Source organism: Bacillus cereus group sp. MYBK30-2 (genome assembly GCF_051915945.1).
GTDB lineage: Bacteria > Bacillota > Bacilli > Bacillales > Bacillaceae_G > Bacillus_A > Bacillus_A paramycoides.
In genome coordinates this window covers 1,638,780-1,659,237 of sequence record NZ_JBQAFR010000001.1, presented here as the reverse complement: position 1 = coordinate 1,659,237, position 20,458 = coordinate 1,638,780, and the positions used below count along the sequence as shown (strand labels likewise).

The following is a 20,458-nucleotide window of genomic DNA, read 5'->3' as shown; positions in this document are numbered from 1 at the left end:
TGAAAAAGGTACTCATCTACTATGTGTAGATGAGTACCTTTTTTAGTAGGGTATATGAATTTTATTTCGAAACGGGTGGTGGAGATAATGCTAAATCAGATAAAAAGATGAAGTCTGCATGCTCGCGAATTTTAGGAATAGAAGTTTCGATAACACGTGATGTAATTTCCCCTGGAGGGCCAACGTGTCCGATAGCTACCATAATGGGTTTTTCTTGAATTGTTTTTATGAGTAATTGGGCTTGTCTTGAAACATGATCTGCCGTATATACATCATCAAAAAATAGTTGGTTTTCAATAATAGGTACCCCTAATTGTTTACCGACTTTTGGGACAACACTATTAGGGTTTGTTTTACTATCTAAATAAAATAAACCGTGTTTTTTACAGGCAGAAAGTATAAGACGTACAATTCTTTCATCAGCGGTTACTTTTGATCCCATATGATTGTTCATTCCAATTGCATGCGGCACTTCTTGAATTGCTTGTTCGAGTCGATTGTTTATTTCTTCATCACTTAAATCTGTTGTAATCGCTTTTGGTCCAAGCCATTCTTTCTTTCCTTTAATTGGCTCCATTGGCATATGTATAATAACTTCATGACCTTTTTTATGGGCTGCTATCGCATCTTCTTTAGTGGAAGGCAGAAATGGCATAACAGCAATAGTGAGTGGAATAGGAAGTGATAACATTTTATCCGTTCCTTTCATATTATTGCCGAAATCATCGATGACAATAGCAACTTTATTCGTATGGGCGTTTGCTTGAATAGGAAATAAGAAAAAGGGTACGAACAGGGTAAAAACGAGCAATGTAATAGTATATTTGCGCATATAAATATTTCCTTTCTATTTTATAAATCATCATTATGTTTTGCGTTTTTATATAAATTAAACAAAAAATGTCGAAGAAAAGTATATGGAAAATGGAGAACCCACTGTTTACTTGGTATTTATAAAAAAAGAAGATGAAAAAAATGTCTATTATTGCGAATGTATTTACAAAGATAGAATAATTTGTAATAATTCTCAAAGTGAGGGTAAAGATTTGTAAATTACAGGGAGAAAATGTTAAAATTTCTGATTCTTCAAATTTGAATGTGATTAAGAAGTTGAAAGATCAATGTAGAAGTGACGTTGAGAGCATGGGAGAATACTAAGGGGGATATGGATGTTTACTGTAAAAAGGAAGTACACATTAGAAAAGCTTTCGCATGATATTCATATGAAACGTGAAGAAATGATTCAATCAGGATTGACGAGTGGATTAAATAGTATGGAGACAATTCAAGTTAGTCAAGAATTGGACAAGCTTATTTTACAGTATCAGCGTTATAAAGAAAAACAAACACCGAAATGGTTTTCGATTATAAAGGTACCTATTTTTCAAATAGGGTATGAAGGAAAATCGAGTAATTTTTGGCGAATGCTTGTGGCTGGTTTTATGAAATAAGTATAATTATCCTTTTGGGATAAGGATAATTATACTCTGTGTAATGGAATCTCAATATGAACTGTCGTTCCTTTGCTTTCTTTACTATCAATAAAAATGTGCCCATTGTACATCTCTACAATTCGTTTACATATGACAAGTCCAAGACCTGTTCCAGTATCTTTATTAGTAAAGAACGGATGAAAGAGGTGTTTTTGAATATGTTTTGGAATTCCTTTTCCGGTATCAATAATTTGCAATTGTGCGTGTTTTTCATTGTTTGTTACTACAATGGTTAATGTATCCCCAGAAGTCATAGCTTCAATTGCATTTTTGGTAATATTTAAAACCACTTGTTTCATATGGTCTTTTGAGCAACGTATATGAACAGGATGGTCTGGCAAATGTAAATGGAATATAATATTATGCAAATTCGCCTCAGATTGAATAATTACGGCTACCTCAGTAAGAATCGTTCTTACATCATATGTTTGTTCAATGATGGCAGTTGGCTTTCCAAGAATAAGAAATTCGCTTACAATCTCATTAATACGTTCTATTTCTTGTTCAATCACTGAAAAGTAGAACTGATCCTGTTCATCTCTATGTTTCTCTTTTAATAGGGCAACGAGTCCTTTAATTCCAGTAAGAGGATTACGGATTTCGTGAGCTGTACTAGCCGCAAAAGTTCCAACCAATTCAATTTTTTGTAGTTCATTTTGTTGTCTTTCTAGTTTTGTTTGCCGTTTTAATAACATATATTGAGCAAGTAAAAATAAAATAGACATTAAAAATAAAGTAGCTGTACATTCTATTGAAACTAACCGGTATAAGGTTTGTTGATGAATAGGTAACGGAGAAACAGAGACCTTCCAGTTTAATCTTTGGAGTGGGGTAGTAAGCATATTAGAATGCTCATCGCTTGTTTCATTATTATCATCGGTTAGAAAAACTACATCATGTTTATCAGTCACTTCGAAATGATATTGTGGTTTAATAGCATTTAAAGAGGATGAAATGTAGTCAAAGCGTAAACTAGCTAACAATAATCCAGAGAGTTCCTTTTGTTTATTAAATATTGGAGAGGCAATCATAATAGCCTGATGCCCAAGGACGCGATCTGTTATAACTGATGATACAGTTGTTTTCTTAGATTGTAATGCATCTTGAATGTACTGGCGGTCAGAGACATCAACGTGCGTTGATTCACCTTCGGATGCGAGTGTAATTATCCCATCTGTCGTAGCGTAATATAGACCAGAAAAACGTTCATCATTTCCATCTGTATCGTGTACAATCTGTTTAATTCCATTTATGTTTCCTGTTTCGGTTCCTACAACTTTTGCGAGCATTTCTAAGGCAGAAATAGCTTCACCAAGGTGATGGTCCAAATAGTCTCTATATAAAAAGAGAACAGTATGAGCAGATAGTTTGTTTTCCTGTTTCATTTGATAAGTGTGATACGAAAAAAATGTGGCACCGATCCCTATCGTAGGCAGTATAACAAGCAGTATGTAACAAACTATGCTTTGTAATTTGACTTTCAAAATTGGTACTCCTTCTTTTTTATTATCATTATATATAAACTATGTTAAAATTGTCATGTTTTTATTTAAGAATCATTTGCATTATATTAGGGAAAGGAAAAGGGATGAGTGAATGTTCATTCGGAAATTGTAATGAAGTACTACATTGCTTTTCTTTTTGTTGCGGAGAATTTAAGTGAAGGGTTGAAATGGTATGACATCAAATAATGAGCGAGAAGATATTTCTCAATCTTTAAAAGTATTTATTGCATTATCCCGTGTACATCGTTCTGTTATGGATATTACAAATAAATCCATTCAAAGTAACGGATTAAATCCAACTGAGTTTGCTGTATTAGAACTCCTATATCATAAAGGAGGCCAACCACTTCAGCAAATTGGTGAGCGTATTTTAATAGCTAGTGGTAGCATTACATACGTTGTAGATAAGCTAGAGAAAAAAGGGCTTGTAAAGCGAATTCCATGTCCAAATGATAGACGTGTAATTTATGCACAATTAACGGAGTCTGGAGAGAACTTTATTGCTTCTATCTTTCCAGGTCATAAGCAGGTTATACATCAGTCTTTTGAAATGTTAACGAAGGATGAGAAGGATGAATTACTTGATCTATTGAAAAAAATCGGAAAGTATGAAAAATGATGTTATGTTCCAAAGGGGCTTTGGATAAAGAAATCCAAAGCTTTTTTGTTTGCATATAATCAAGATAGTAACTGCCGAATTTTGGTGAAGAATAAGAGGAGATTCGTAAGTAGGCATTGAATTATAGTAAAGATACATATAACGGAGAGGGGGCTCGTTCATGTCATTTAAAGACTATGAATATAAACGGCCAAATATTGAAGAAATAAAAGAGAAATTTACTGTTGCTTTAGAAAAATTCGATAATACAAAAACGATTGAAGAACAAAAACAAGTAATCAATTCAATTAATGAAATTCGCAATGATTTTGGTACAATGGGGAATCTTTGTTACATTCGTCATTCTGTGGATACGACAGATGCCTTTTATAAGGAAGAACAAGATTTCTTTGATGAATACTCTCCAGTTGTACAAGGTTATGGAACGAAGTATTATAAAGCGTTAATTAATTCTCCATTCCGTGAAGAATTAGAAGCATATTATGGGAAGCAATTATTTGCTTTAGCTGAATGTGATTTAAAAACATATTCAGATGAAGTAGTGAAAGATTTACAATTAGAGAATAAATTGTCTTCACAATATACACAATTATTAGCATCTGCAAAAATTGACTTTGCAGGAGAAGAAAGAACGTTATCGCAACTTATTCCTTTTATGCAAGGAAAAGAAAGAGGCGAACGTAAGGCAGCAAGTGAAGCATACTACGGATTTTTAGCTGAGAATGAGGGAGAATTAGATCGTATTTATGATGAGCTTGTTAAAGTGAGAACGAAAATCGCGAAATCACTTGGTTTCAAGAACTTTGTTGAATTAGGATATGCAAGAATGTATCGTACAGATTATAATGCTGAAATGGTTGCGAACTATCGTCAGCAAGTATTGGATTACATAGTTCCGGTTGCAACAGAGTTAAGAAATAGACAAAAAGCACGCATCGGTGTAGAAAAGCTCGCTTATTATGATGAAAACTTTGAGTTTGCTACAGGTAACCCAACGCCAAAAGGAGATGCGGATTGGATTATTAATCATGGGAAAACGATGTATAAAGAGTTATCAGCTGAAACAGATGAATTTTTCAATTTTATGCTAGATAACGATTTATTAGATTTAGTTGCGAAAAAAGGAAAAGCTGGTGGCGGATATTGTACATATATCGAGAATTATAAAGCGCCGTTCATTTTCTCAAACTTTAATGGAACGTCTGGTGACATTGATGTACTAACACATGAAGCGGGCCATGCTTTCCAAGTATATGAAAGTCGTAAATATGAAATTCCAGAGTATAATTGGCCAACATATGAAGCGTGTGAAATTCATTCTATGAGTATGGAATTCTTTACATGGCCATGGATGAAGTTATTCTTTGAAGAAGATGCAGATAAATATTATTTCTCACACTTAAGTTCAGCTCTTCTATTTTTACCGTACGGTGTATCTGTTGATGAGTATCAGCATTATGTATATGAAAATCCAGAAGCATCACCAGCAGAGCGTAAGTCAGCATGGCGTAACATAGAGAAGAAGTATTTACCACATCGTGATTATGAAGATAATGATTATTTAGAGCGCGGTGGTTTCTGGCAACGTCAGGGACATATTTATAGTTCACCGTTCTACTATATTGACTACACGCTAGCTCAAATTTGTGCACTACAATTTTGGAAACGTGCGAGAGATAATAGACAAGAGGCATGGGAAGATTATGTGAATCTTTGTCAACAAGGTGGAAGTAAGTCATTCTTAGAATTAGTAGAAGTTGCAAATTTAACATCGCCATTTGCTGAAGGTTGTGTAAAAAGTGTAATTACAGAAATTGAAGCATGGTTACGCGCAGTAGACGACACAAAATTGTAAAAAAACATGCGTTTTTTTCACATGTTTAACATCGACATAATGGAAAAATGATGAGATAATAAAAGAAAATTCAGAATTATCAACGGGGTGTTTCTAATAAGGAGCACCTCTTTTCACCAACAAAAGGGGGGAAAGAATTATGCTTCAATCTAATATGGATGTTAGTTTAGAAACTTTAGTGCACTCATTACAGTCTACACGAAGCACACTGTTATCAGAAATTGAAATGTTAAATGATACGGAGGTGAATGTAAAGCCACGCCGTGATAAATGGAGTATTATTCAAATTTTGCATCACTTACATTTAGTTGAACAGTCTGTCACATCTGCCCTTGTATATGCTTTGCAAAAAAAAGAAAGAAAACTTGCTCCATTTAAAGACCTCCAGCTTACGCTTGATCGCACACATAAACGAGAAGCTCCTCAACAAATGAAACCAACAGAAACATTAATGAAAAAACTACAAGGCATTCAATTACTAGAACATTCACGACAAGAATTATTACACGCGCTGCATAGCGTAATAGATGAAAAAGAATTATTTGAAAACGGATTAAAGCATCCTGTTTTTAATGATTTGAATTTATACCAATGGGTTCAATTTCTTGATTTGCATGAGCAAAGACATCTTACACAACTAAAAGAAGCGAAACATGCAATTTTACAGCGTTAAAGTGAAACTTTAATCAGTGGGGAGGGGCATCCCGCACCAATCGGGCATTTACGGGCAGCCCGACTTCACCCTAACTTCTTAGCTTTACATCCAAATTTTGAGGTGGGAGTCTTACTGCCCACAAATAGCGGGATAAAGTGAAAGAAGTGGGGAACCGCTTCTTTTCTTTTTTACTTATGCATAGTTTTCTTTCACATTTTGGAATACTACATGGAGAAAAGAAAAGAAGGAGTTGAAAAACATGTCAAGGAAAAAGAGAGAAGAAGAGCGCGCCTGGAAAGCTCGAAAAGAAAATCAAAAGCCACATGGGAAAGTGAAAGCTTTTGCAGAATTAGTTGAAGGAACAGAAAAAACGTGATGAACTCCATCACGTTTTTTGTATGAGCGGGAAAGTTAATAAGAAGGTTGTACCTGTACCTTTTTCGCTTATAATATCAACTTTTCCATCCATTGCTTGAATGACACTGAAGACGACCATCATTCCAAGTCCGGTCCCTTTCTCTTTCGTTGAGTAGAAAGGTGACCCAAGGCGTTTTACTTGTTCTTGATCCATACCAACTCCTGTATCTTTTATATATAATTGTATATGTTTATGGTCTGGAACTAATGTAAGAATAAGGTCACCACCTGTAGGCATAGCCTCAATACAGTTTTTAAAAATATTTAATAAGCATTGGTTCAGTTTTTGTTTTTCGCCAGCGATAAAGAAAGAGGTACTTTGTTTTATATAATGTATACGAACATTTGTTAAATTGGCGAGAGGTGTGATCAAAGACAACGCATGAAGTAATTCTTCTTCTACTTGTAATCGTTGTTCTTTTTCAATACTCGGTTTCGCAAAAGTTAAGTAGTCGGTAAGAACATGATTTGCTTGTTCGATACCATTGATGGCTATGTCGATATATAATTTTCGCTCTTCCTCAGAACATGTATCCGACTGTAAAAGTTGCAAAAATCCTTTCGTTGAAGTTAAAGGATTGCGAATTTCATGAGAGATGGAAGCTGCCATTTCACCGATTAAATGAAATTTTTCGGCGTTCATAAGTTCATTTTGGAGACGAACTTGCGTCTGTAATATGTGTAGTAAATATAAAATAAGGATCGTGCCAATCATCGTACATAGTTCGTATACAATGATATGTGGTATATAATCTGCCCTATTTGTAACCTCTGAAAGGAAGAAAGGTATCCAACCAAACCCGTATGTGAGACTGTAAAAAATAGCAAGTGTTATTTTTACATGATTAGAACTTCGATTAAAAAGTTTGTATGTCAATAGTAGAACAATAAATAGGAGGATAGAAGCGATAAAGGATGGAAAAACACCTATTCCTCCTAATAAAAAGCGATATATGTTTAATACAACTAAAATAGAACCCCCAGCAATAGGTCCTCCTGTTAATGTGCCGACAATTAATACGATATGACGCATATCAAATTGAAAACCATTATTTGTTTTTGCTGCAAAAGTGATACATAGTATGGTAGCGAGGCAACACAATACAATAAATATAGCTGAATTTAATTTAGGAGATCGTCTCCCTTTCTGATTCCAAAATAAATGATATACAAGCATTGTAACGAGAATGGATAATATATTTAAAAAGAGGTAAATAATAAAGAGCTTCAGTGGGGTGCCTCCTCTCTTCTAACATCAAATTAATCATACTATAAAATGAAAGAAATGAAATGAGAAATAGCGGAAAAATCAGAAATTTTTTCTGGTAGTATACAATATGTTACAATAATCTTTGTCAATGAAAGAAGAAATTCCGTGCACTGCATGGGAGAGGTTCGCGAACTCCCTCTATAAAAAACTATGGAAACAACAATATCCTTAGGTATTGTTTTGTTTTTTTATTGTGACAGTTCAAGAACGTTCTTTCTTCTTATTCGTAGTAGAGAAGGAGAATGAGTGAAATGAAAAAAGAAAAAGCAGTTGTTGTTTTTAGTGGTGGACAAGATAGTACAACATGTTTATTTTGGGCAATGCAACAGTTCGCAGAAGTGGAAGCTGTAACGTTTAACTACAATCAACGTCATAAGTTAGAAATTGATTGTGCAGTAGAAATCGCGAAAGAGCTAGGTATTAAACATACGGTACTAGATATGAGCCTATTAAATCAACTTGCTCCAAATGCGTTAACGAGAACGGATATGGAGATTACACATGAAGAAGGTGAATTGCCATCGACATTTGTAGATGGACGAAATTTACTATTCTTATCATTTGCTGCGGTATTAGCAAAACAAGTGGGAGCACGTCATATTGTAACGGGTGTATGTGAAACTGATTTTAGTGGTTATCCAGATTGCCGTGACGTGTTTGTGAAATCATTAAACGTTACATTAAATTTATCTATGGATTATCCGTTTGTTATTCATACACCACTTATGTGGATTGATAAAGCAGAGACATGGAAATTATCAGATGAACTTGGAGCATTCGAGTTTGTTAGAGAAAAAACATTAACGTGTTATAACGGAATCATTGGTGATGGTTGCGGTGAATGTCCAGCATGTCAACTTCGTAAAGCAGGATTAGATAAGTATCTACAAGAACGCGAAGGAGCAAACAACTAATGGATAACTTTTTTGGATTTCGCATCGTAGAAAATTTGCAAAAAATGGACAAGGATATTCAGCGTGAACAACTCAAATATCATAATAAAAGAGTAATGGTCAGCAAGGAATTTACATTTGATGCAGCGCACCATTTACACTGTTATGAAGGGAAATGTAAAAATTTACATGGACACACATATAAAGTCGTGTTTGGAATTAGTGGATATGTAAATGAAATAGGCCTTGCAATTGACTTTGGAGATATAAAAGAAATTTGGAAAAATGAAATAGAAATTTATTTAGATCATCGTTATTTAAACGAAACATTGCCAGCAATGAATACGACTGCTGAAAATATGGTTGTATGGATTTATGAAAAGATGGCAGAAGCATTAACAAAAGATAATCGTGTGAACGAATACAAGGGAGCTCGTGTTGAATTTGTTCGTCTTTTTGAAACGCCGACTAGTTATGCGGAAGTAAGACGGGAGTGGATGCTCGATGAGTAAAATCCCTGTCTTAGAAATATTTGGCCCGACCATTCAAGGAGAAGGGATGGTTGTAGGACAAAAGACAATGTTTATCCGTACAGCGGGCTGTGATTATAGCTGCGCTTGGTGTGATTCTGCTTTTACATGGGATGGGTCAGCAAAAGAGCAAATTAGACAAATGACACCGGAAGACATTTGGAGTGAGCTTGTAGCAATTGGTGGAGAGAACTTTTCTCATGTTACGATTTCAGGTGGAAATCCTGTTTTACTGAAAAATATGCAATTTCTTCTTTCTATATTAAAAGAGAATGGTATGCGAACAGCGATAGAAACGCAAGGGAGTAAATGGCAAGATTGGTTACTTCAAATTGATGAGGTAACGATTTCTCCAAAACCACCAAGTTCAACGATGAAAACAGATTTTCAGATGTTAGATTCTATTATTCATAAACTAGCAGGGAAAGATTTCAGTTTAAAAGTAGTAGTATTCGATGATCAAGATTTTGAATATGCAGTCAAGATGCACGAGCGTTATCCGAATGTACCATTTTTCTTACAAGTAGGGAATGATGATACGAAAACAGTGGATGATGCAATGCTTATTAAAAACTTATTAGAAAAATATGAGTGGCTTATTGAAAAAGCTGTGCACTGTAAAGAAATGAATGATGCGAAAGTACTGCCTCAGCTTCATGCGTTAGTATGGGGAAATAAACGAGGGGTATAACGAGAAGGGATGTTTAAAATGGTAGGAAGATTAGATGAAGATTTAAAAGATGTAACATTATTAGGAAATCAAAATACAAAATATTTATTTGAATATAGCCCGGAAATTTTAGAGGTATTTGATAATAACCATCCAAACCGTGATTACTTTGTAAAATTCAATTGTCCTGAATTTACAAGTTTATGTCCAAAAACAGGACAACCAGATTTTGCGACAATTTATATTAGCTATATCCCAGAACAAAAAATGGTAGAGAGTAAATCATTAAAGCTATATTTATTTAGCTTCCGAAATCATGGTGACTTTCATGAGGATTGCATGAACGTTATTATGAATGATTTAATTAAATTAATGGATCCACGTTATATTGAGGTATGGGGGAAATTTACACCACGTGGTGGGATTTCAATCGATCCTTACTGTAACTACGGTCGCCCAGGAACTAAGTATGAGGAAATGGCAGACTACCGCATGATGAATCACGATCTATATCCAGAAACAATTGATAATCGTTAATATATATAGAAAGAAAGGATCTGTATGATATACAGATCCTTTCTTTCTATTATATTATGCATGTTGATTAATAACAGTATAGTTTTTATGGCTTACAACTGTAAGAGGTTCCATATCTAGTTCTCTAAAATTCTCCATAATAGTTATATCAACAATCACGGAGTTTGTATTTACTTTTTGAACACGGCCTTGCATTCCACCTTTAAATTCAATGATATCTCCAGTTTCTGCGATCTGCATAAGCAACTCTCCTTGTTACAGTTTTCCCCAAAAAAGAATAATTTGGGATTTTTATTTCCTCTTATTTTGAACTATATTTTCTGATTTGTAAATGTTTCCAAAGTAAAAATTCGAAAAATATTCACTTTTGTAAGGAATATGCACAAAACATGTTGTTAGAAGAGGAATGATAAAAATGCATACATCTTTATATAGGAGTATAATAAAGATGTACAATGACCTATTAAAGTGGGAGAAACTAGGGGCGGTAAAATGATGTTTGAAGTTGTGGGGAGTTTTATAGCGTTATTTTTATTTTTATTTTCTTATATACAGTTGAAAAAAATTCGTCATCAGGAAACAACTACATATTTTGATGGTCTGGATGGGATACATGCTTCGGTAACACATGATAGTGGTGGTGATATGTAACAAGGTGTAACTTTCATTTTCAGCATGTTATGATGAATGTAAGAAATTGTACATAATATAGTTCGTAAGTGATGAATGGAGAGTGGAAAGAATGCGGATTTCTTTTATTCGTCATGGTCGCTTGAATAGTGCTATAGAACCGATGACAATTACTTCATTTCATGAATGGCTGAAGAGGTATGATGGAGATAATGGGAGCAGAGAATGTAACATACCAATAGAAACGATTGAGGCAATTGAATCAGCAAAGTTGATTGTATCGAGCGATCAAAGACGTGTTGTGCAGTCAGCAGCGGAATTAATGGATTCCTTGTCTTTTATACAAAGCTCACTTTTTAGAGAAGTAGAAGTGCCATCGACTTTTTTTGCACCATCATGGTTTAAATGTAAAACTGGGACGTGGTTTTTCATTGGACGTGCTTTATGGATGGTTGGATATCATAAAGAAGTTGAGTCTTATAAAGAAGCGAGAGAACGAGCAAGAGAAGCTGCTAACATGTTACATCGCTATGCGCTTGTACACGGGCGTATAGCGCTAGTAAGCCATAGTTATTTTAATACGATGATTGGTACAGAACTGAGGGCAATGGGGTGGTCTGGGCCTCCTATTTTTCATCGTAAGCCGTGGGGATGTACAGAGTATACATTTCATGAGGCGATGAATGGAAATGTATTAAATACAAAATTAACTTAAAAGAGGCTGTCCAAAAGTAGCTGAATAGCTACTTTTGGCAGCCTCTTTCTTTTTAAAACATGGAAACTAATATACGTAATGGCTTTATTAGATGGGCATATGGTTCGCCAACGAGCATAACGGTTTTATCTTCTTTGTAACCGAGTTTTTCATATAGTGAAAAAGCGCGTTTGTTTTCTAAGTTAACAAGTAAGGCAATTTTTTCATGACCTTTTTCAGATGCATGAAGTTCAGCTGCCTCGATTAATTTAGAGCCAATACCACGTCCACTGTACATACTTGAAACTGACAACGTGTCAATATAATACTCATCAAGTTCAGCTTCTTTTTCTAACGTAATGGATTCATCTCCATGTAACTCTCTTAAGTAGCGTACAATTGGTGCATCAAGTTGTTCAGCGTCACTACCGTGATAAACGACAATAACCCCAACTACCTTTCCGCCTTGTTCAGCCACTAAACAGTTTTCATAGCTCAATCGATTATTTTCTTTTGCGAACCATGTTTCAAGTCCTAGTATTACTTTTGCTTCAACTGTGCTACCTGTGATTTTTTCAGCAATTTCGTGCAGAGCGTTATACAGTAAAGGTGCTACTTCTACCGCATCTGTCTTTTTTGCTTTCCGAATCATAGTATCCCTCCTAGTTCTACGTATATATTGTAGCATAAAAAAAAATATCAAACAGTGATTTGGAACTTTGTTATACAGGGTGTCAAAAAGTTTGATATAGAGAAGTAGCTATGTTAGTATATGATATTTAGTGCGAATATAATAAAGTGATATAGCTATAAAAATAATGAAAGTGCATTACATAATAGTAACGGGATAATTTTACCGTTGTCGACCTATAGAAGATGCGATAAAATAAAATATTGCAGAGAGGTGAAATACATGGATGAACAATTAGCAAATACAATTTTGGATCAGCTGAAAAATGGTGAAATAAAGGAGTATATTGCAACGAAAGATGTATTTTATACGTTCAGAGAAGTTGTTGTAAATCGAGAAGATTTTAAACATATTATTGGGAACGCACAGCGTGGTGGACAGGTAATTTATACATATTCAGAAATGCCACGTTCGTAAATAGAAGATAAGGGAGAGGAGAATTATGGGCGATTTTAAACAAGGCATATTACCACATTGGGATTATATGTGGAAAGATAGAGCTGGGAATAGATTTATGGGAATGGTTATGTATCCAGAGAAACGAAAGTGTTCAGCGAAAATGCTTCAAAAAATAAAACGGGCATATGAGCAAGCGGCAGAGATTAAAGTAACTGTACAAGTTCAGCGTACATACCAGTACGTAGAAGGAATGATCGTATACTTTGATGAAGAAGCTCCTGTATGTACGTTACTTGATAAAGATGAGAATCCCCATCATATATTTGTGAAAGATATTTTGCGCATTGAGCATTGTGAATAAACATATAAATTTTTTTCATAAATAAATTGAAGTTCCATAATAATAATCCTTTTTTATAATAGTTATCTTTTAGTATGTAACGAGGAATAAGAGTATATGTATAATATTTAATAAAGTAAATTGGATAAATGTAATCGTTTTTTGGAACAGATTATCGTTTAAAGTCTGTTCTTTTTTGCGTGATGCTGGAGAAATATATTCCTCCAGCATTTACCGTTTTATGACAAAAAATATTGTTAACTTTTTTTAAAATAAGGTTAAATCCGTTGACAACTTTTTCGAAAAGCACTTTATTGACATGAGTTTTAGAATGTTGTTTCATAGTCATTGTATTGAAAAAAATCGACGGTCATGTCGAAAAGTAAAAGTTAAAAAAAGAAAGAATTTATACATATATCTTGTGTCTTGTTTTGAAACGTAATACAATATATAGAGAAATCGAGAAACGACATACAGAGAATATAGATTGGAGAGGGAGGGTCGGAAATGTTAGTTGCATATGATTCTATGACAGGAAACGTGAAGCGTTTCATCCACAAATTAAATATGCCGGCCGTTCAAATTGATGAAGATCTAGTACTAGATGAAGAATTTATTCTTATTACGTATACAACAGGTTTTGGCAATGTACCAGAACGTGTTTTAGACTTTTTAGAACGCAATAATGACAAATTAAAAGGCGTATCTGCAAGCGGCAATCGTAACTGGGGAGACATGTTCGGTGCAAGTGCTGACAAAATTTCTGCTAAATATGAAGTGCCTATTGTATCAAAATTTGAGTTATCTGGAACAAATAATGATGTAGAATATTTTAAAGAAAGGGTGCGGGAGATTGCGACACATTGAACTGAATAATGAAATCACGCAAATGCAGGACGGTTTTTATCAGCTTCATAAAGATAAAGAGGCATTAGAAGTCTTTATGGAAGAAGCTAGAGAGAATACCGTTCATTTTAATAGCGTGGCAGAGCGAATGGAGTATATGAAAGAACACGATTACTATTACAACGTTCTGGACGAGTATAGCTTGGAGGAAGTAGAAGAAGTATATAACATCGCTTATGGTGAAAACTTCGAATTCCAATCTTATATGGCAGCATCTAAGTTCTACAAAGATTATGCGTTAAAAACGAATGATCAAAAACAATACTTAGAAAGCTATGAAGATCGTGTAGCAATTGTGTCATTATACTTAGGACGCGGTGATGTTGCGAAGGCAAAACAATTCGCAAGCATGATTGTAAAACAAAACTATCAACCAGCGACACCAACCTTTTTAAATGCGGGAAGAAGCAGAAGAGGAGAAATGGTGTCTTGTTTCTTGTTAGAGATGGACGATAGCTTAAATTCAATCGGCTTTAACATTAATACTGCGATGCAGCTATCGAAAATCGGTGGGGGAGTAGCTTTAAACTTATCTAAGCTACGCGCACGTGGTGAGCAAATTAAAGGCATTGATAACGCCGCAAGTGGTGTAGTACCTGTTATGAAATTGCTTGAAGATTCGTTTTCATATGCGAATCAACTTGGCCAACGAAAAGGTGCCGGCGCTGTATACTTAAACATTTTCCATTGGGATATTATTGAATTCCTTGATACAAAAAAAATAAATGCCGATGAGAAGAGCCGTATTCAGTCTCTATCAATCGGGATTATCGTTCCAAGTAAGTTCTTTGAGCTTGCTGAGAAAAACGAACCTTTCCATGTTTTCGCGCCTTATACGGTGTTTAAAGAATACGGAAAGCATTTAGATGATATTGATATCGATGAAATGTACGATGAATTAATGAGCAATCCGAAAGTGAAGAAGAAGCCACTAGATATTAGTGCGCGTGATATGCTTATTAAAATTGCGATGATTCAGCTTGAGTCTGGTTACCCATACTTAATGTTTAAATCTAATGCAAATAACCAGCATCCACTGAAGGATATTGGAACTGTGAAGATGTCGAACTTGTGTACAGAAATCTTCCAGCTTCAAGAAACTTCTGAAATAAATGATTACGGTACGGATGACATTATCCGCCGCGATATTAACTGTAACTTAGGTTCATTAAATATCGTAAACGTAATGGAAAATAAAGAAATTCGTGAAGCGGTTCATGCGGGAATGGAAGCTTTAACAGCTGTTTCTGATATGACGATCATTCCGAATGCACCAACTGTGAAAAAAGCAAATGACGAGCTGCATTCAGTTGGACTTGGTGCAATGAACTTACACGGATATTTAGCGAAAAACAAAATTGCTTATGAAAGTGCAGAAGCGAAAGAGTTCGCTCGTACATTCTTTATGATGTTAAATTACTATTCTATTGAGAAAAGTATGGAGATCGCTAAAGAAAAAGGCGAAACATTTAAAGACTTTGATAAATCGGATTATGCAAAAGGCACATACTTTGAAAAATATGAAACGACAGATTATAGCCCAGTAACTGAGAAAGTTCAGCAACTATTTGAAGGAATTCATATTCCAACAAAAGAAGATTGGACAAGTTTAAAAGAGCAAGTGCAGAAGAATGGATTATATAACTCATATCGTCTTGCTATCGCTCCAACACAATCTATCAGTTACGTTCAAAATGCAACTTCAAGTGTAATGCCGATCGTAAGTCAAATCGAATCAAGAACGTATGCTAATGCGACAACATATTATCCAATGCCATATTTATCAAAAGATACGTTCTGGTACTATAAATCTTCTTATGATATGAATCAATTTAAACTAATTGATTTAATCGCTGAAGTTCAAGAACACATTGACCAAGGAATTAGTACAATTCTTTATGTTAATAGTGATATTTCAACACGTGAGTTAGCACGTTACTACATTTATGCACATAAAAAAGGCTTGAAGAGTCTGTATTATACGAGAACACGTAAATTAAGCGTGGAAGAGTGCGTAGCTTGTACTGTTTAATAAGAAAAAGTGGGACATTGTGAGCAGGGTTTTTCTGAACCCTGCTCATGCTTAGTTATCAATTTTTCATGTTTATTTAGAGAGAAGGGGCGATTTAATGCGTGCGGTAAACTGGAACAAAAAAGAAGATGATTTTAGTTTAATGTTTTGGAAGCAAAACATCGCTCAGTTTTGGACAGAAGAAGAAATCGCAGTGTCTTCTGACAAAAATACTTGGGTGCAATTATCAAAAGAAGAGCAAATTGCTTATAAGCGTGTATTAGGTGGTTTAACACTTTTAGATACGAAACAAGGCGGCGAAGGGATGCCTCTTGTACTTGTTCATCTTGAAAATTTACAAGCGAAAAGTGTATTAGCTTTCATGGGAGCTATGGAAGAGGTACATGCGAAGAGTTACAGTCATATTTTCACAACGTTAGCTACGGAAGAAGAAATTGATGATATTTTTGAATGGGTAGATAATCATCCATTACTTGAGAAAAAGGCTGGTATTATTACTAGTTACTATCGTCGTTTATTAAAGCCTGAAGTAACGAAAAAAGAGTTATACATGGCAATGGTAGCAAGTGTGTTCTTAGAAAGTTACTTATTCTATAGTGGATTCTTCTATCCACTTTACTTAGCAGGGCAAGGAAAATTGACTGCAAGTGGTGAGATTATTAACTTAATAATTCGTGACGAGTCAATTCACGGCGTATTCGTTGGTATTTTAGCACAACAAATCTTCGCGGAACTTTCTGCAGAAGAACAACAAGAAGTGCAAAAAGAAACACAAGAGTTATTAATGGAATTGTATGAAATTGAAATGGCATATACAGAAGAAATTTATACTTCTATCGGTCTTGTGGAAGATGTAAATCGTTTCGTTCGTTACAATGCGAATAAAGGACTTATGAACTTAGGACTTGAGCCAAAGTTTGAGGAAGAAGAAATTAACCCAATCGTTTTAAATGGTTTACGTACAGATACGAAAAACCATGATTTCTTCTCTGTAAAAGGAAATGGTTACGTAAAAGCAACAAACGTTGAAAAGTTATCGGATGATGACTTCGTATTCAATTTTTAATATAGTGTTATAGAAAAAGCTGTCTTTATAAAAAAGGCAGCTTTTTTGTATAAGTAGTTTACATAATGTTATTATTTCGTAAAAATGTTTTTATCCCCTAAAAGTCCAATTTGTGAGGAATTATAATCAGTGGGAATAAAGAAAAAACACGGATTAAAGTTATGTTTTTTATATTTAGTGGTATGAGAGATTGAATAACTTATGTCAAAATGAATAAAAAATGAGAAGAAATGAGGCCCGATTCCACCTATACGTTCTTTTTCGTATTGAATTTTTAAATTCTAGAAATTTTGGCTCGGAAATTGCATGAATATTTAAAAAACGATAAAAAGGGGGAATACTCGGTGTGATATATATAGTGATTTGAAAGCGTTTCCTTTCGGCTGTCAATCTTTAAATGGAAATTAGATAGAGAAAGTAGGGGGAATGATAGGTGGGAAAAGTGGTTGGTCTAAAACGTTCATTAGGGCTTTGGTCAATTGTTATGCTAGGGGTCGGGTATATGACACCGATGGTTGGATTTGATACATTTGGGATCGTTTCTGAAAAAACGGGTGGGCATGTTCCAGGAGCTTATCTGATTGCATTAGCAGGGATGTTGTTTACCGCTGCAAGCTACGGCAAAATGGTAAAGGTTTTTCCTACCGCAGGATCTGCTTATACGTATACACAGAAGACAATTAGTGCAAAGCTTGGATTTCTTGTTGGATGGTCAGCATTATTGGATTATTTATTTCTACCGATGGTGAACGCACTATTAACGAGAATTTATATGTCAGCATTTTTCCCGAGTGTTCCTAATTGGATATGGGTCATTGGCTTTGTTCTACTGATTACATTAATAAATATGATTAGCGTAAATGTTACTGCTAACTTCAATACGTTCTTAGTAATATTTCAAGTGCTAGTAATGGCCGTGTTTGTTTTTCTAGTTATAAAAGGTTTACTAGCGGGAGAGGGAACAGGAGAAGTTTTTTCCATTCAGCCGTTTTTTCAATCAGATATACAAATATCACCATTAGTTGCAGGTGCGACAATTCTTTGTTTTTCATTTTTAGGTTTTGATGCAGTAACTACATTTGCAGAAGAGACACCAAACGCGAAGAAGACAATTCCTCGAGCTATTTTTCTTACTGCTTTAATCGGTGGGATTTTATTCATTACTACTACGTATTTTACACAATCTTTTTTTCCGGATACATCTGTATTTAAAGATCAAGAATCAGCATCTCCAGAAATTGCGTTATATGTTGGTGGAAAACTATTTCAAGCTTTCTTTTTAGTAGGAACGCTTATGGGTACACTTGCATCCGGTTTAGCTTCTCATACAAGTGTATCCAGATTATTGTACGTAATGGGGCGAGATAATGTAATTCCGAAGAAAATATTCGGATACATTCATCCTCGCTGGCGAACTCCAGTATATAATATTATTTTGGTAGGAGTTATTTCGCTCTCCGCTATATTCATTGATTTAGAAACGGCAGCATCTCTTATTAACTTTGGGGCGCTTATTGCATTTACATTTGTTAATTTATCTGTAATTTCTTACTATATCATTAAGAAAAAAAGATATAAAACGATAAAAGACTGTTTAAATTTCTTAGTTATGCCTATTTTAGGTGCTGGTACTGTAGCAGTATTATGGTTTAACCTCAATATTCATTCACTTATTCTGGGACTTTGCTGGGCTGCTATTGGAATTGGGTACCTTCTATATATTACAAATATGTTCCGTTCAGCTCCTCCGCAAATGCATTTTGAAGAAGTACAGGAAATGTAAAAAGCAAAAGACATCGGATAAATTCCGGTGTCTTTTGTTTTTTTATATTTGATAATCATGCAATATTGCATAAGTCATTCGAAAATTCATAAGTAGGGGGATGACACGATATGATTAACATAGTATTTTCACTTGGCACGATTATTGCTTTGTACAATTAGTAAAAATATAAAGCGGGGTGTTATTGTGCCAATTCAATCAGAAAAACAAACAAATACAGTTGAGCTTGAAAATCCTTTAGAGGAATTTCAAGCTATATTAAAAGAGGCGCTTCATTTTTTACGTTATCCAGACGAAGTATTCGAATTTCTGAAAAAACCGATGCGCTTTTTAGAAGTAAGCATTCCTGTTCGAATGGATGATGGAACAACAAAGGTATTTCAAGGGTATCGCGCTCAGCATAACGACGCAGCAGGGCCAACAAAAGGCGGTATTAGATTCCATCCAGATGTTACGGCAGAAGAAGTAAAAGCACTTGCCGGCTGGATGAGCCTAAAATGTGGAGTGACAGGACTGCCATATGGAGGTGCAAAGGGCGGGATTATTTGTAATCCGCAGGAGCTGAGTTTTAGAGAGCTAGAGTTACTGAGTCGTGGGTATGTAAGAGCAGTAAGTCAAATTGTAGGACCGACGAAAGATATTCCAGCCCCTGATATGTACACAAATGCACAAATTATGGCTTGGATGCTAGATGAATATGATCATATAAGGGAGTTTGACTCGCCGGGCTTTATTACTGGGAAACCGTTAATGTTAGGAGGATCACAGGGCCGGGAAACAGCAACTTCTAAAGGTGTATTGTATACACTTCAGTTAGTAAGTGAGTTAAAACAAATTCCGCTGCAAAATATGCGGGTTATTATTCAAGGCTTTGGGAATGTTGGAGGGTATTTGGCGAAATACTTATATGATATTGGTGTGAAAGTAGTTGGGGTATCAGATGCTATAGGAGGAATTTATAATCCAGACGGTCTCGATGTTCCTTATTTACTAGAAAACAGAGATTCTTTTGGTGTAGTATCGAATCTCTTTAGTAAAACAATTTCTAATCAGGAGTTGTTAGAAAAAGAATGTGACGTACTCATTCCAGCGGCAATTGGGGGAGTGATTACGAAACATAATGCAGGAAGGCTTGGATGTAAGATTATCATTGAGGCTGCAAATGGTCCAACAACAAAAGAAGCGATAACCATGTTAGAAGAAAAGGGAATTTTGGTTGTTCCAGATATTTTAGCAAACTCTGGTGGCGTTATTGTTTCTTATTTCGAATGGTGTCAAAATAACCAAGGATATTACTGGACAGAGCAATATGTTGATCAATGTTTAAAGGAGAAAATTACCTCTAGTTTTTCTAGCGTACTTGACACTTCTAAACGCTATGGAGTAAATATGAAAATTGCTGCTTATATTGAAGGAGTTAGCAAGATTGTAGAAGCATCGCGCCTAAGAGGTTGGTTACATTTTTAACCTAAA

Annotated in this window: 23 protein-coding genes and 1 riboswitch; of the genes, 18 read left to right on the top strand and 5 right to left on the bottom strand. The window is 34.9% G+C overall.

Features of this window, described 5'->3' with window-relative positions; genetic code table 11:
* Positions 1-61: 61 nt before the first annotated feature.
* Positions 62-832 carry a divergent polysaccharide deacetylase family protein gene (locus tag ACTFQM_RS08770; protein WP_440034065.1) on the bottom strand — a complete coding sequence of 257 codons (771 nt, stop codon included), beginning with the start codon at positions 830-832 and terminating at the stop codon, positions 62-64.
* A gap of 337 nt (positions 833-1,169) precedes the next feature.
* On the opposite strand from ACTFQM_RS08770, the gene ACTFQM_RS08765 reads away from it, so the two are divergent.
* Complete coding sequence (locus ACTFQM_RS08765) at positions 1,170-1,451, top strand: aspartyl-phosphate phosphatase Spo0E family protein (protein ID WP_098304897.1); 282 nt, start codon at positions 1,170-1,172, stop codon at positions 1,449-1,451.
* 29 nt (positions 1,452-1,480) lie between these two features.
* Here ACTFQM_RS08765 and ACTFQM_RS08760 read toward each other — a convergent pair whose 3' ends face one another.
* The gene (locus tag ACTFQM_RS08760; protein ID WP_440034064.1) at positions 1,481-2,977 is read right to left on the bottom strand and encodes a DUF3149 domain-containing protein; all 1,497 of its coding nucleotides are present in this window, start codon (positions 2,975-2,977) and stop codon (positions 1,481-1,483) included.
* Between the two features lie 193 nt (positions 2,978-3,170).
* Here ACTFQM_RS08760 and ACTFQM_RS08755 point away from each other — a divergent pair, with 193 nt between their 5' ends.
* The 4 genes from ACTFQM_RS08755 to ACTFQM_RS08740 all read left to right on the top strand — a co-directional run bounded on the left by ACTFQM_RS08755 (position 3,171) and on the right by ACTFQM_RS08740 (position 6,503).
* Entirely contained in the window at positions 3,171-3,617 is a 447-nt protein-coding gene (locus tag ACTFQM_RS08755; RefSeq protein ID WP_002170980.1) for a MarR family winged helix-turn-helix transcriptional regulator, read from the top strand.
* A 160-nt stretch (positions 3,618-3,777) separates the two neighbouring features.
* Positions 3,778-5,472 (top strand): M3 family oligoendopeptidase, encoded by a 1,695-nt coding sequence (locus ACTFQM_RS08750; protein WP_440034063.1) that lies wholly within the window; start codon positions 3,778-3,780, stop codon positions 5,470-5,472.
* A gap of 139 nt (positions 5,473-5,611) precedes the next feature.
* Complete coding sequence (locus ACTFQM_RS08745; protein ID WP_002170982.1) at positions 5,612-6,145, top strand: DinB family protein; 534 nt, start codon at positions 5,612-5,614, stop codon at positions 6,143-6,145.
* Between the two features lie 241 nt (positions 6,146-6,386).
* Entirely contained in the window at positions 6,387-6,503 is a 117-nt protein-coding gene (locus tag ACTFQM_RS08740; protein WP_002170983.1) for a DUF6254 family protein, read from the top strand.
* A 9-nt stretch (positions 6,504-6,512) separates the two neighbouring features.
* On the opposite strand, the gene ACTFQM_RS08735 is transcribed toward ACTFQM_RS08740, so the two are convergent.
* On the bottom strand, positions 6,513-7,721 hold the full coding sequence (locus ACTFQM_RS08735; protein WP_440034062.1) for an ATP-binding protein: 1,209 nt from the start codon (positions 7,719-7,721) through the stop codon (positions 6,513-6,515).
* Between the two features lie 207 nt (positions 7,722-7,928).
* Positions 7,929-7,972: riboswitch (PreQ1 riboswitch) on the top strand.
* 93 nt (positions 7,973-8,065) lie between these two features.
* On the opposite strand from ACTFQM_RS08735, the gene queC reads away from it, so the two are divergent.
* From queC to queF, 4 genes are read left to right on the top strand one after another with little or no spacing between them, the layout of a single operon-like run.
* Complete coding sequence (queC, locus tag ACTFQM_RS08730) at positions 8,066-8,728, top strand: 7-cyano-7-deazaguanine synthase QueC (RefSeq protein WP_440034061.1); 663 nt, start codon at positions 8,066-8,068, stop codon at positions 8,726-8,728.
* The gene (gene queD / locus ACTFQM_RS08725; RefSeq protein WP_002170986.1) at positions 8,728-9,219 is read left to right on the top strand and encodes a 6-carboxytetrahydropterin synthase QueD; all 492 of its coding nucleotides are present in this window, start codon (positions 8,728-8,730) and stop codon (positions 9,217-9,219) included. The genes queC and queD overlap by 1 nt, the downstream gene beginning before the upstream one ends.
* On the top strand, positions 9,212-9,928 hold the full coding sequence (queE, locus tag ACTFQM_RS08720; protein ID WP_002170987.1) for a 7-carboxy-7-deazaguanine synthase QueE: 717 nt from the start codon (positions 9,212-9,214) through the stop codon (positions 9,926-9,928). Before queD ends, queE begins: the two co-directional genes overlap by 8 nt.
* Positions 9,929-9,946: 18 nt before the next feature.
* Positions 9,947-10,444, top strand: coding sequence for a preQ(1) synthase (gene queF, locus ACTFQM_RS08715; RefSeq protein WP_440034060.1), 498 nt, complete (start codon positions 9,947-9,949; stop codon positions 10,442-10,444).
* A gap of 54 nt (positions 10,445-10,498) precedes the next feature.
* Here queF and ACTFQM_RS08710 read toward each other — a convergent pair whose 3' ends face one another.
* Positions 10,499-10,684 (bottom strand): YkvS family protein, encoded by a 186-nt coding sequence (locus ACTFQM_RS08710; protein ID WP_025150969.1) that lies wholly within the window; start codon positions 10,682-10,684, stop codon positions 10,499-10,501.
* Positions 10,685-10,912: 228 nt separating this feature from the next.
* Between ACTFQM_RS08710 and ACTFQM_RS08705 the strand changes: the two genes are divergently transcribed.
* Positions 10,913-11,095, top strand: coding sequence for a hypothetical protein (locus ACTFQM_RS08705; RefSeq protein ID WP_081806944.1), 183 nt, complete (start codon positions 10,913-10,915; stop codon positions 11,093-11,095).
* Positions 11,096-11,186: 91 nt separating this feature from the next.
* Positions 11,187-11,789, top strand: a complete 603-nt coding sequence (locus ACTFQM_RS08700) for a histidine phosphatase family protein (protein ID WP_440034059.1) — start codon at positions 11,187-11,189, stop codon at positions 11,787-11,789.
* A 52-nt stretch (positions 11,790-11,841) separates the two neighbouring features.
* Here the strand turns inward: ACTFQM_RS08700 and ACTFQM_RS08695 are convergent, their stop codons facing one another.
* Positions 11,842-12,420 (bottom strand): GNAT family N-acetyltransferase, encoded by a 579-nt coding sequence (locus ACTFQM_RS08695; protein ID WP_071720169.1) that lies wholly within the window; start codon positions 12,418-12,420, stop codon positions 11,842-11,844.
* 261 nt (positions 12,421-12,681) lie between these two features.
* On the opposite strand from ACTFQM_RS08695, the gene ACTFQM_RS08690 reads away from it, so the two are divergent.
* The 7 genes from ACTFQM_RS08690 to ACTFQM_RS08660 all read left to right on the top strand — a co-directional run bounded on the left by ACTFQM_RS08690 (position 12,682) and on the right by ACTFQM_RS08660 (position 20,452).
* Positions 12,682-12,876 carry a hypothetical protein gene (locus tag ACTFQM_RS08690; protein WP_002170993.1) on the top strand — a complete coding sequence of 65 codons (195 nt, stop codon included), beginning with the start codon at positions 12,682-12,684 and terminating at the stop codon, positions 12,874-12,876.
* Positions 12,877-12,901: 25 nt separating this feature from the next.
* Positions 12,902-13,219 carry a hypothetical protein gene (locus ACTFQM_RS08685; protein WP_002170994.1) on the top strand — a complete coding sequence of 106 codons (318 nt, stop codon included), beginning with the start codon at positions 12,902-12,904 and terminating at the stop codon, positions 13,217-13,219.
* A gap of 486 nt (positions 13,220-13,705) precedes the next feature.
* Complete coding sequence (gene nrdI / locus ACTFQM_RS08680; protein WP_002170995.1) at positions 13,706-14,065, top strand: class Ib ribonucleoside-diphosphate reductase assembly flavoprotein NrdI; 360 nt, start codon at positions 13,706-13,708, stop codon at positions 14,063-14,065.
* Positions 14,052-16,136: a class 1b ribonucleoside-diphosphate reductase subunit alpha gene (nrdE, locus tag ACTFQM_RS08675; RefSeq protein ID WP_440034058.1), complete on the top strand. Its 2,085-nt coding sequence runs from the start codon at positions 14,052-14,054 to the stop codon at positions 16,134-16,136. The genes nrdI and nrdE overlap by 14 nt, the downstream gene beginning before the upstream one ends.
* A 97-nt stretch (positions 16,137-16,233) precedes the next feature.
* Positions 16,234-17,202 (top strand): class 1b ribonucleoside-diphosphate reductase subunit beta, encoded by a 969-nt coding sequence (gene nrdF / locus ACTFQM_RS08670; RefSeq protein WP_025150964.1) that lies wholly within the window; start codon positions 16,234-16,236, stop codon positions 17,200-17,202.
* Positions 17,203-17,635: 433 nt separating this feature from the next.
* Positions 17,636-18,985 carry an APC family permease gene (locus ACTFQM_RS08665; protein ID WP_002170998.1) on the top strand — a complete coding sequence of 450 codons (1,350 nt, stop codon included), beginning with the start codon at positions 17,636-17,638 and terminating at the stop codon, positions 18,983-18,985.
* 186 nt (positions 18,986-19,171) lie between these two features.
* Positions 19,172-20,452, top strand: a complete 1,281-nt coding sequence (locus ACTFQM_RS08660) for a Glu/Leu/Phe/Val family dehydrogenase (protein WP_440034057.1) — start codon at positions 19,172-19,174, stop codon at positions 20,450-20,452.
* Positions 20,453-20,458 lie beyond the last annotated feature (6 nt).

Excerpts from the sequence above, each read along its gene's own strand:
- ACTFQM_RS08770 (WP_440034065.1), bottom strand. The coding sequence starts at position 832 with ATGCGCAAATATACTATTACATTGCTCGTTTTTACCCTGTTCGTACCC.
- ACTFQM_RS08765 (WP_098304897.1), top strand. The coding sequence starts at position 1,170 with ATGTTTACTGTAAAAAGGAAGTACACATTAGAAAAGCTTTCGCATGAT.
- ACTFQM_RS08755 (WP_002170980.1), top strand. The coding sequence starts at position 3,171 with ATGACATCAAATAATGAGCGAGAAGATATTTCTCAATCTTTAAAAGTA.
- ACTFQM_RS08750 (WP_440034063.1), top strand. The coding sequence starts at position 3,778 with ATGTCATTTAAAGACTATGAATATAAACGGCCAAATATTGAAGAAATA.
- ACTFQM_RS08745 (WP_002170982.1), top strand. The coding sequence starts at position 5,612 with ATGCTTCAATCTAATATGGATGTTAGTTTAGAAACTTTAGTGCACTCA.
- ACTFQM_RS08740 (WP_002170983.1), top strand. The coding sequence starts at position 6,387 with ATGTCAAGGAAAAAGAGAGAAGAAGAGCGCGCCTGGAAAGCTCGAAAA.
- ACTFQM_RS08735 (WP_440034062.1), bottom strand. The coding sequence starts at position 7,721 with ATGCTTGTATATCATTTATTTTGGAATCAGAAAGGGAGACGATCTCCT.
- queC (WP_440034061.1), top strand. The coding sequence starts at position 8,066 with ATGAAAAAAGAAAAAGCAGTTGTTGTTTTTAGTGGTGGACAAGATAGT.
- queD (WP_002170986.1), top strand. The coding sequence starts at position 8,728 with ATGGATAACTTTTTTGGATTTCGCATCGTAGAAAATTTGCAAAAAATG.
- queE (WP_002170987.1), top strand. The coding sequence starts at position 9,212 with ATGAGTAAAATCCCTGTCTTAGAAATATTTGGCCCGACCATTCAAGGA.
- queF (WP_440034060.1), top strand. The coding sequence starts at position 9,947 with ATGGTAGGAAGATTAGATGAAGATTTAAAAGATGTAACATTATTAGGA.
- ACTFQM_RS08710 (WP_025150969.1), bottom strand. The coding sequence starts at position 10,684 with ATGCAGATCGCAGAAACTGGAGATATCATTGAATTTAAAGGTGGAATG.
- ACTFQM_RS08700 (WP_440034059.1), top strand. The coding sequence starts at position 11,187 with ATGCGGATTTCTTTTATTCGTCATGGTCGCTTGAATAGTGCTATAGAA.
- ACTFQM_RS08695 (WP_071720169.1), bottom strand. The coding sequence starts at position 12,420 with ATGATTCGGAAAGCAAAAAAGACAGATGCGGTAGAAGTAGCACCTTTA.
- ACTFQM_RS08690 (WP_002170993.1), top strand. The coding sequence starts at position 12,682 with ATGGATGAACAATTAGCAAATACAATTTTGGATCAGCTGAAAAATGGT.
- ACTFQM_RS08685 (WP_002170994.1), top strand. The coding sequence starts at position 12,902 with ATGGGCGATTTTAAACAAGGCATATTACCACATTGGGATTATATGTGG.
- nrdI (WP_002170995.1), top strand. The coding sequence starts at position 13,706 with ATGTTAGTTGCATATGATTCTATGACAGGAAACGTGAAGCGTTTCATC.
- nrdF (WP_025150964.1), top strand. The coding sequence starts at position 16,234 with ATGCGTGCGGTAAACTGGAACAAAAAAGAAGATGATTTTAGTTTAATG.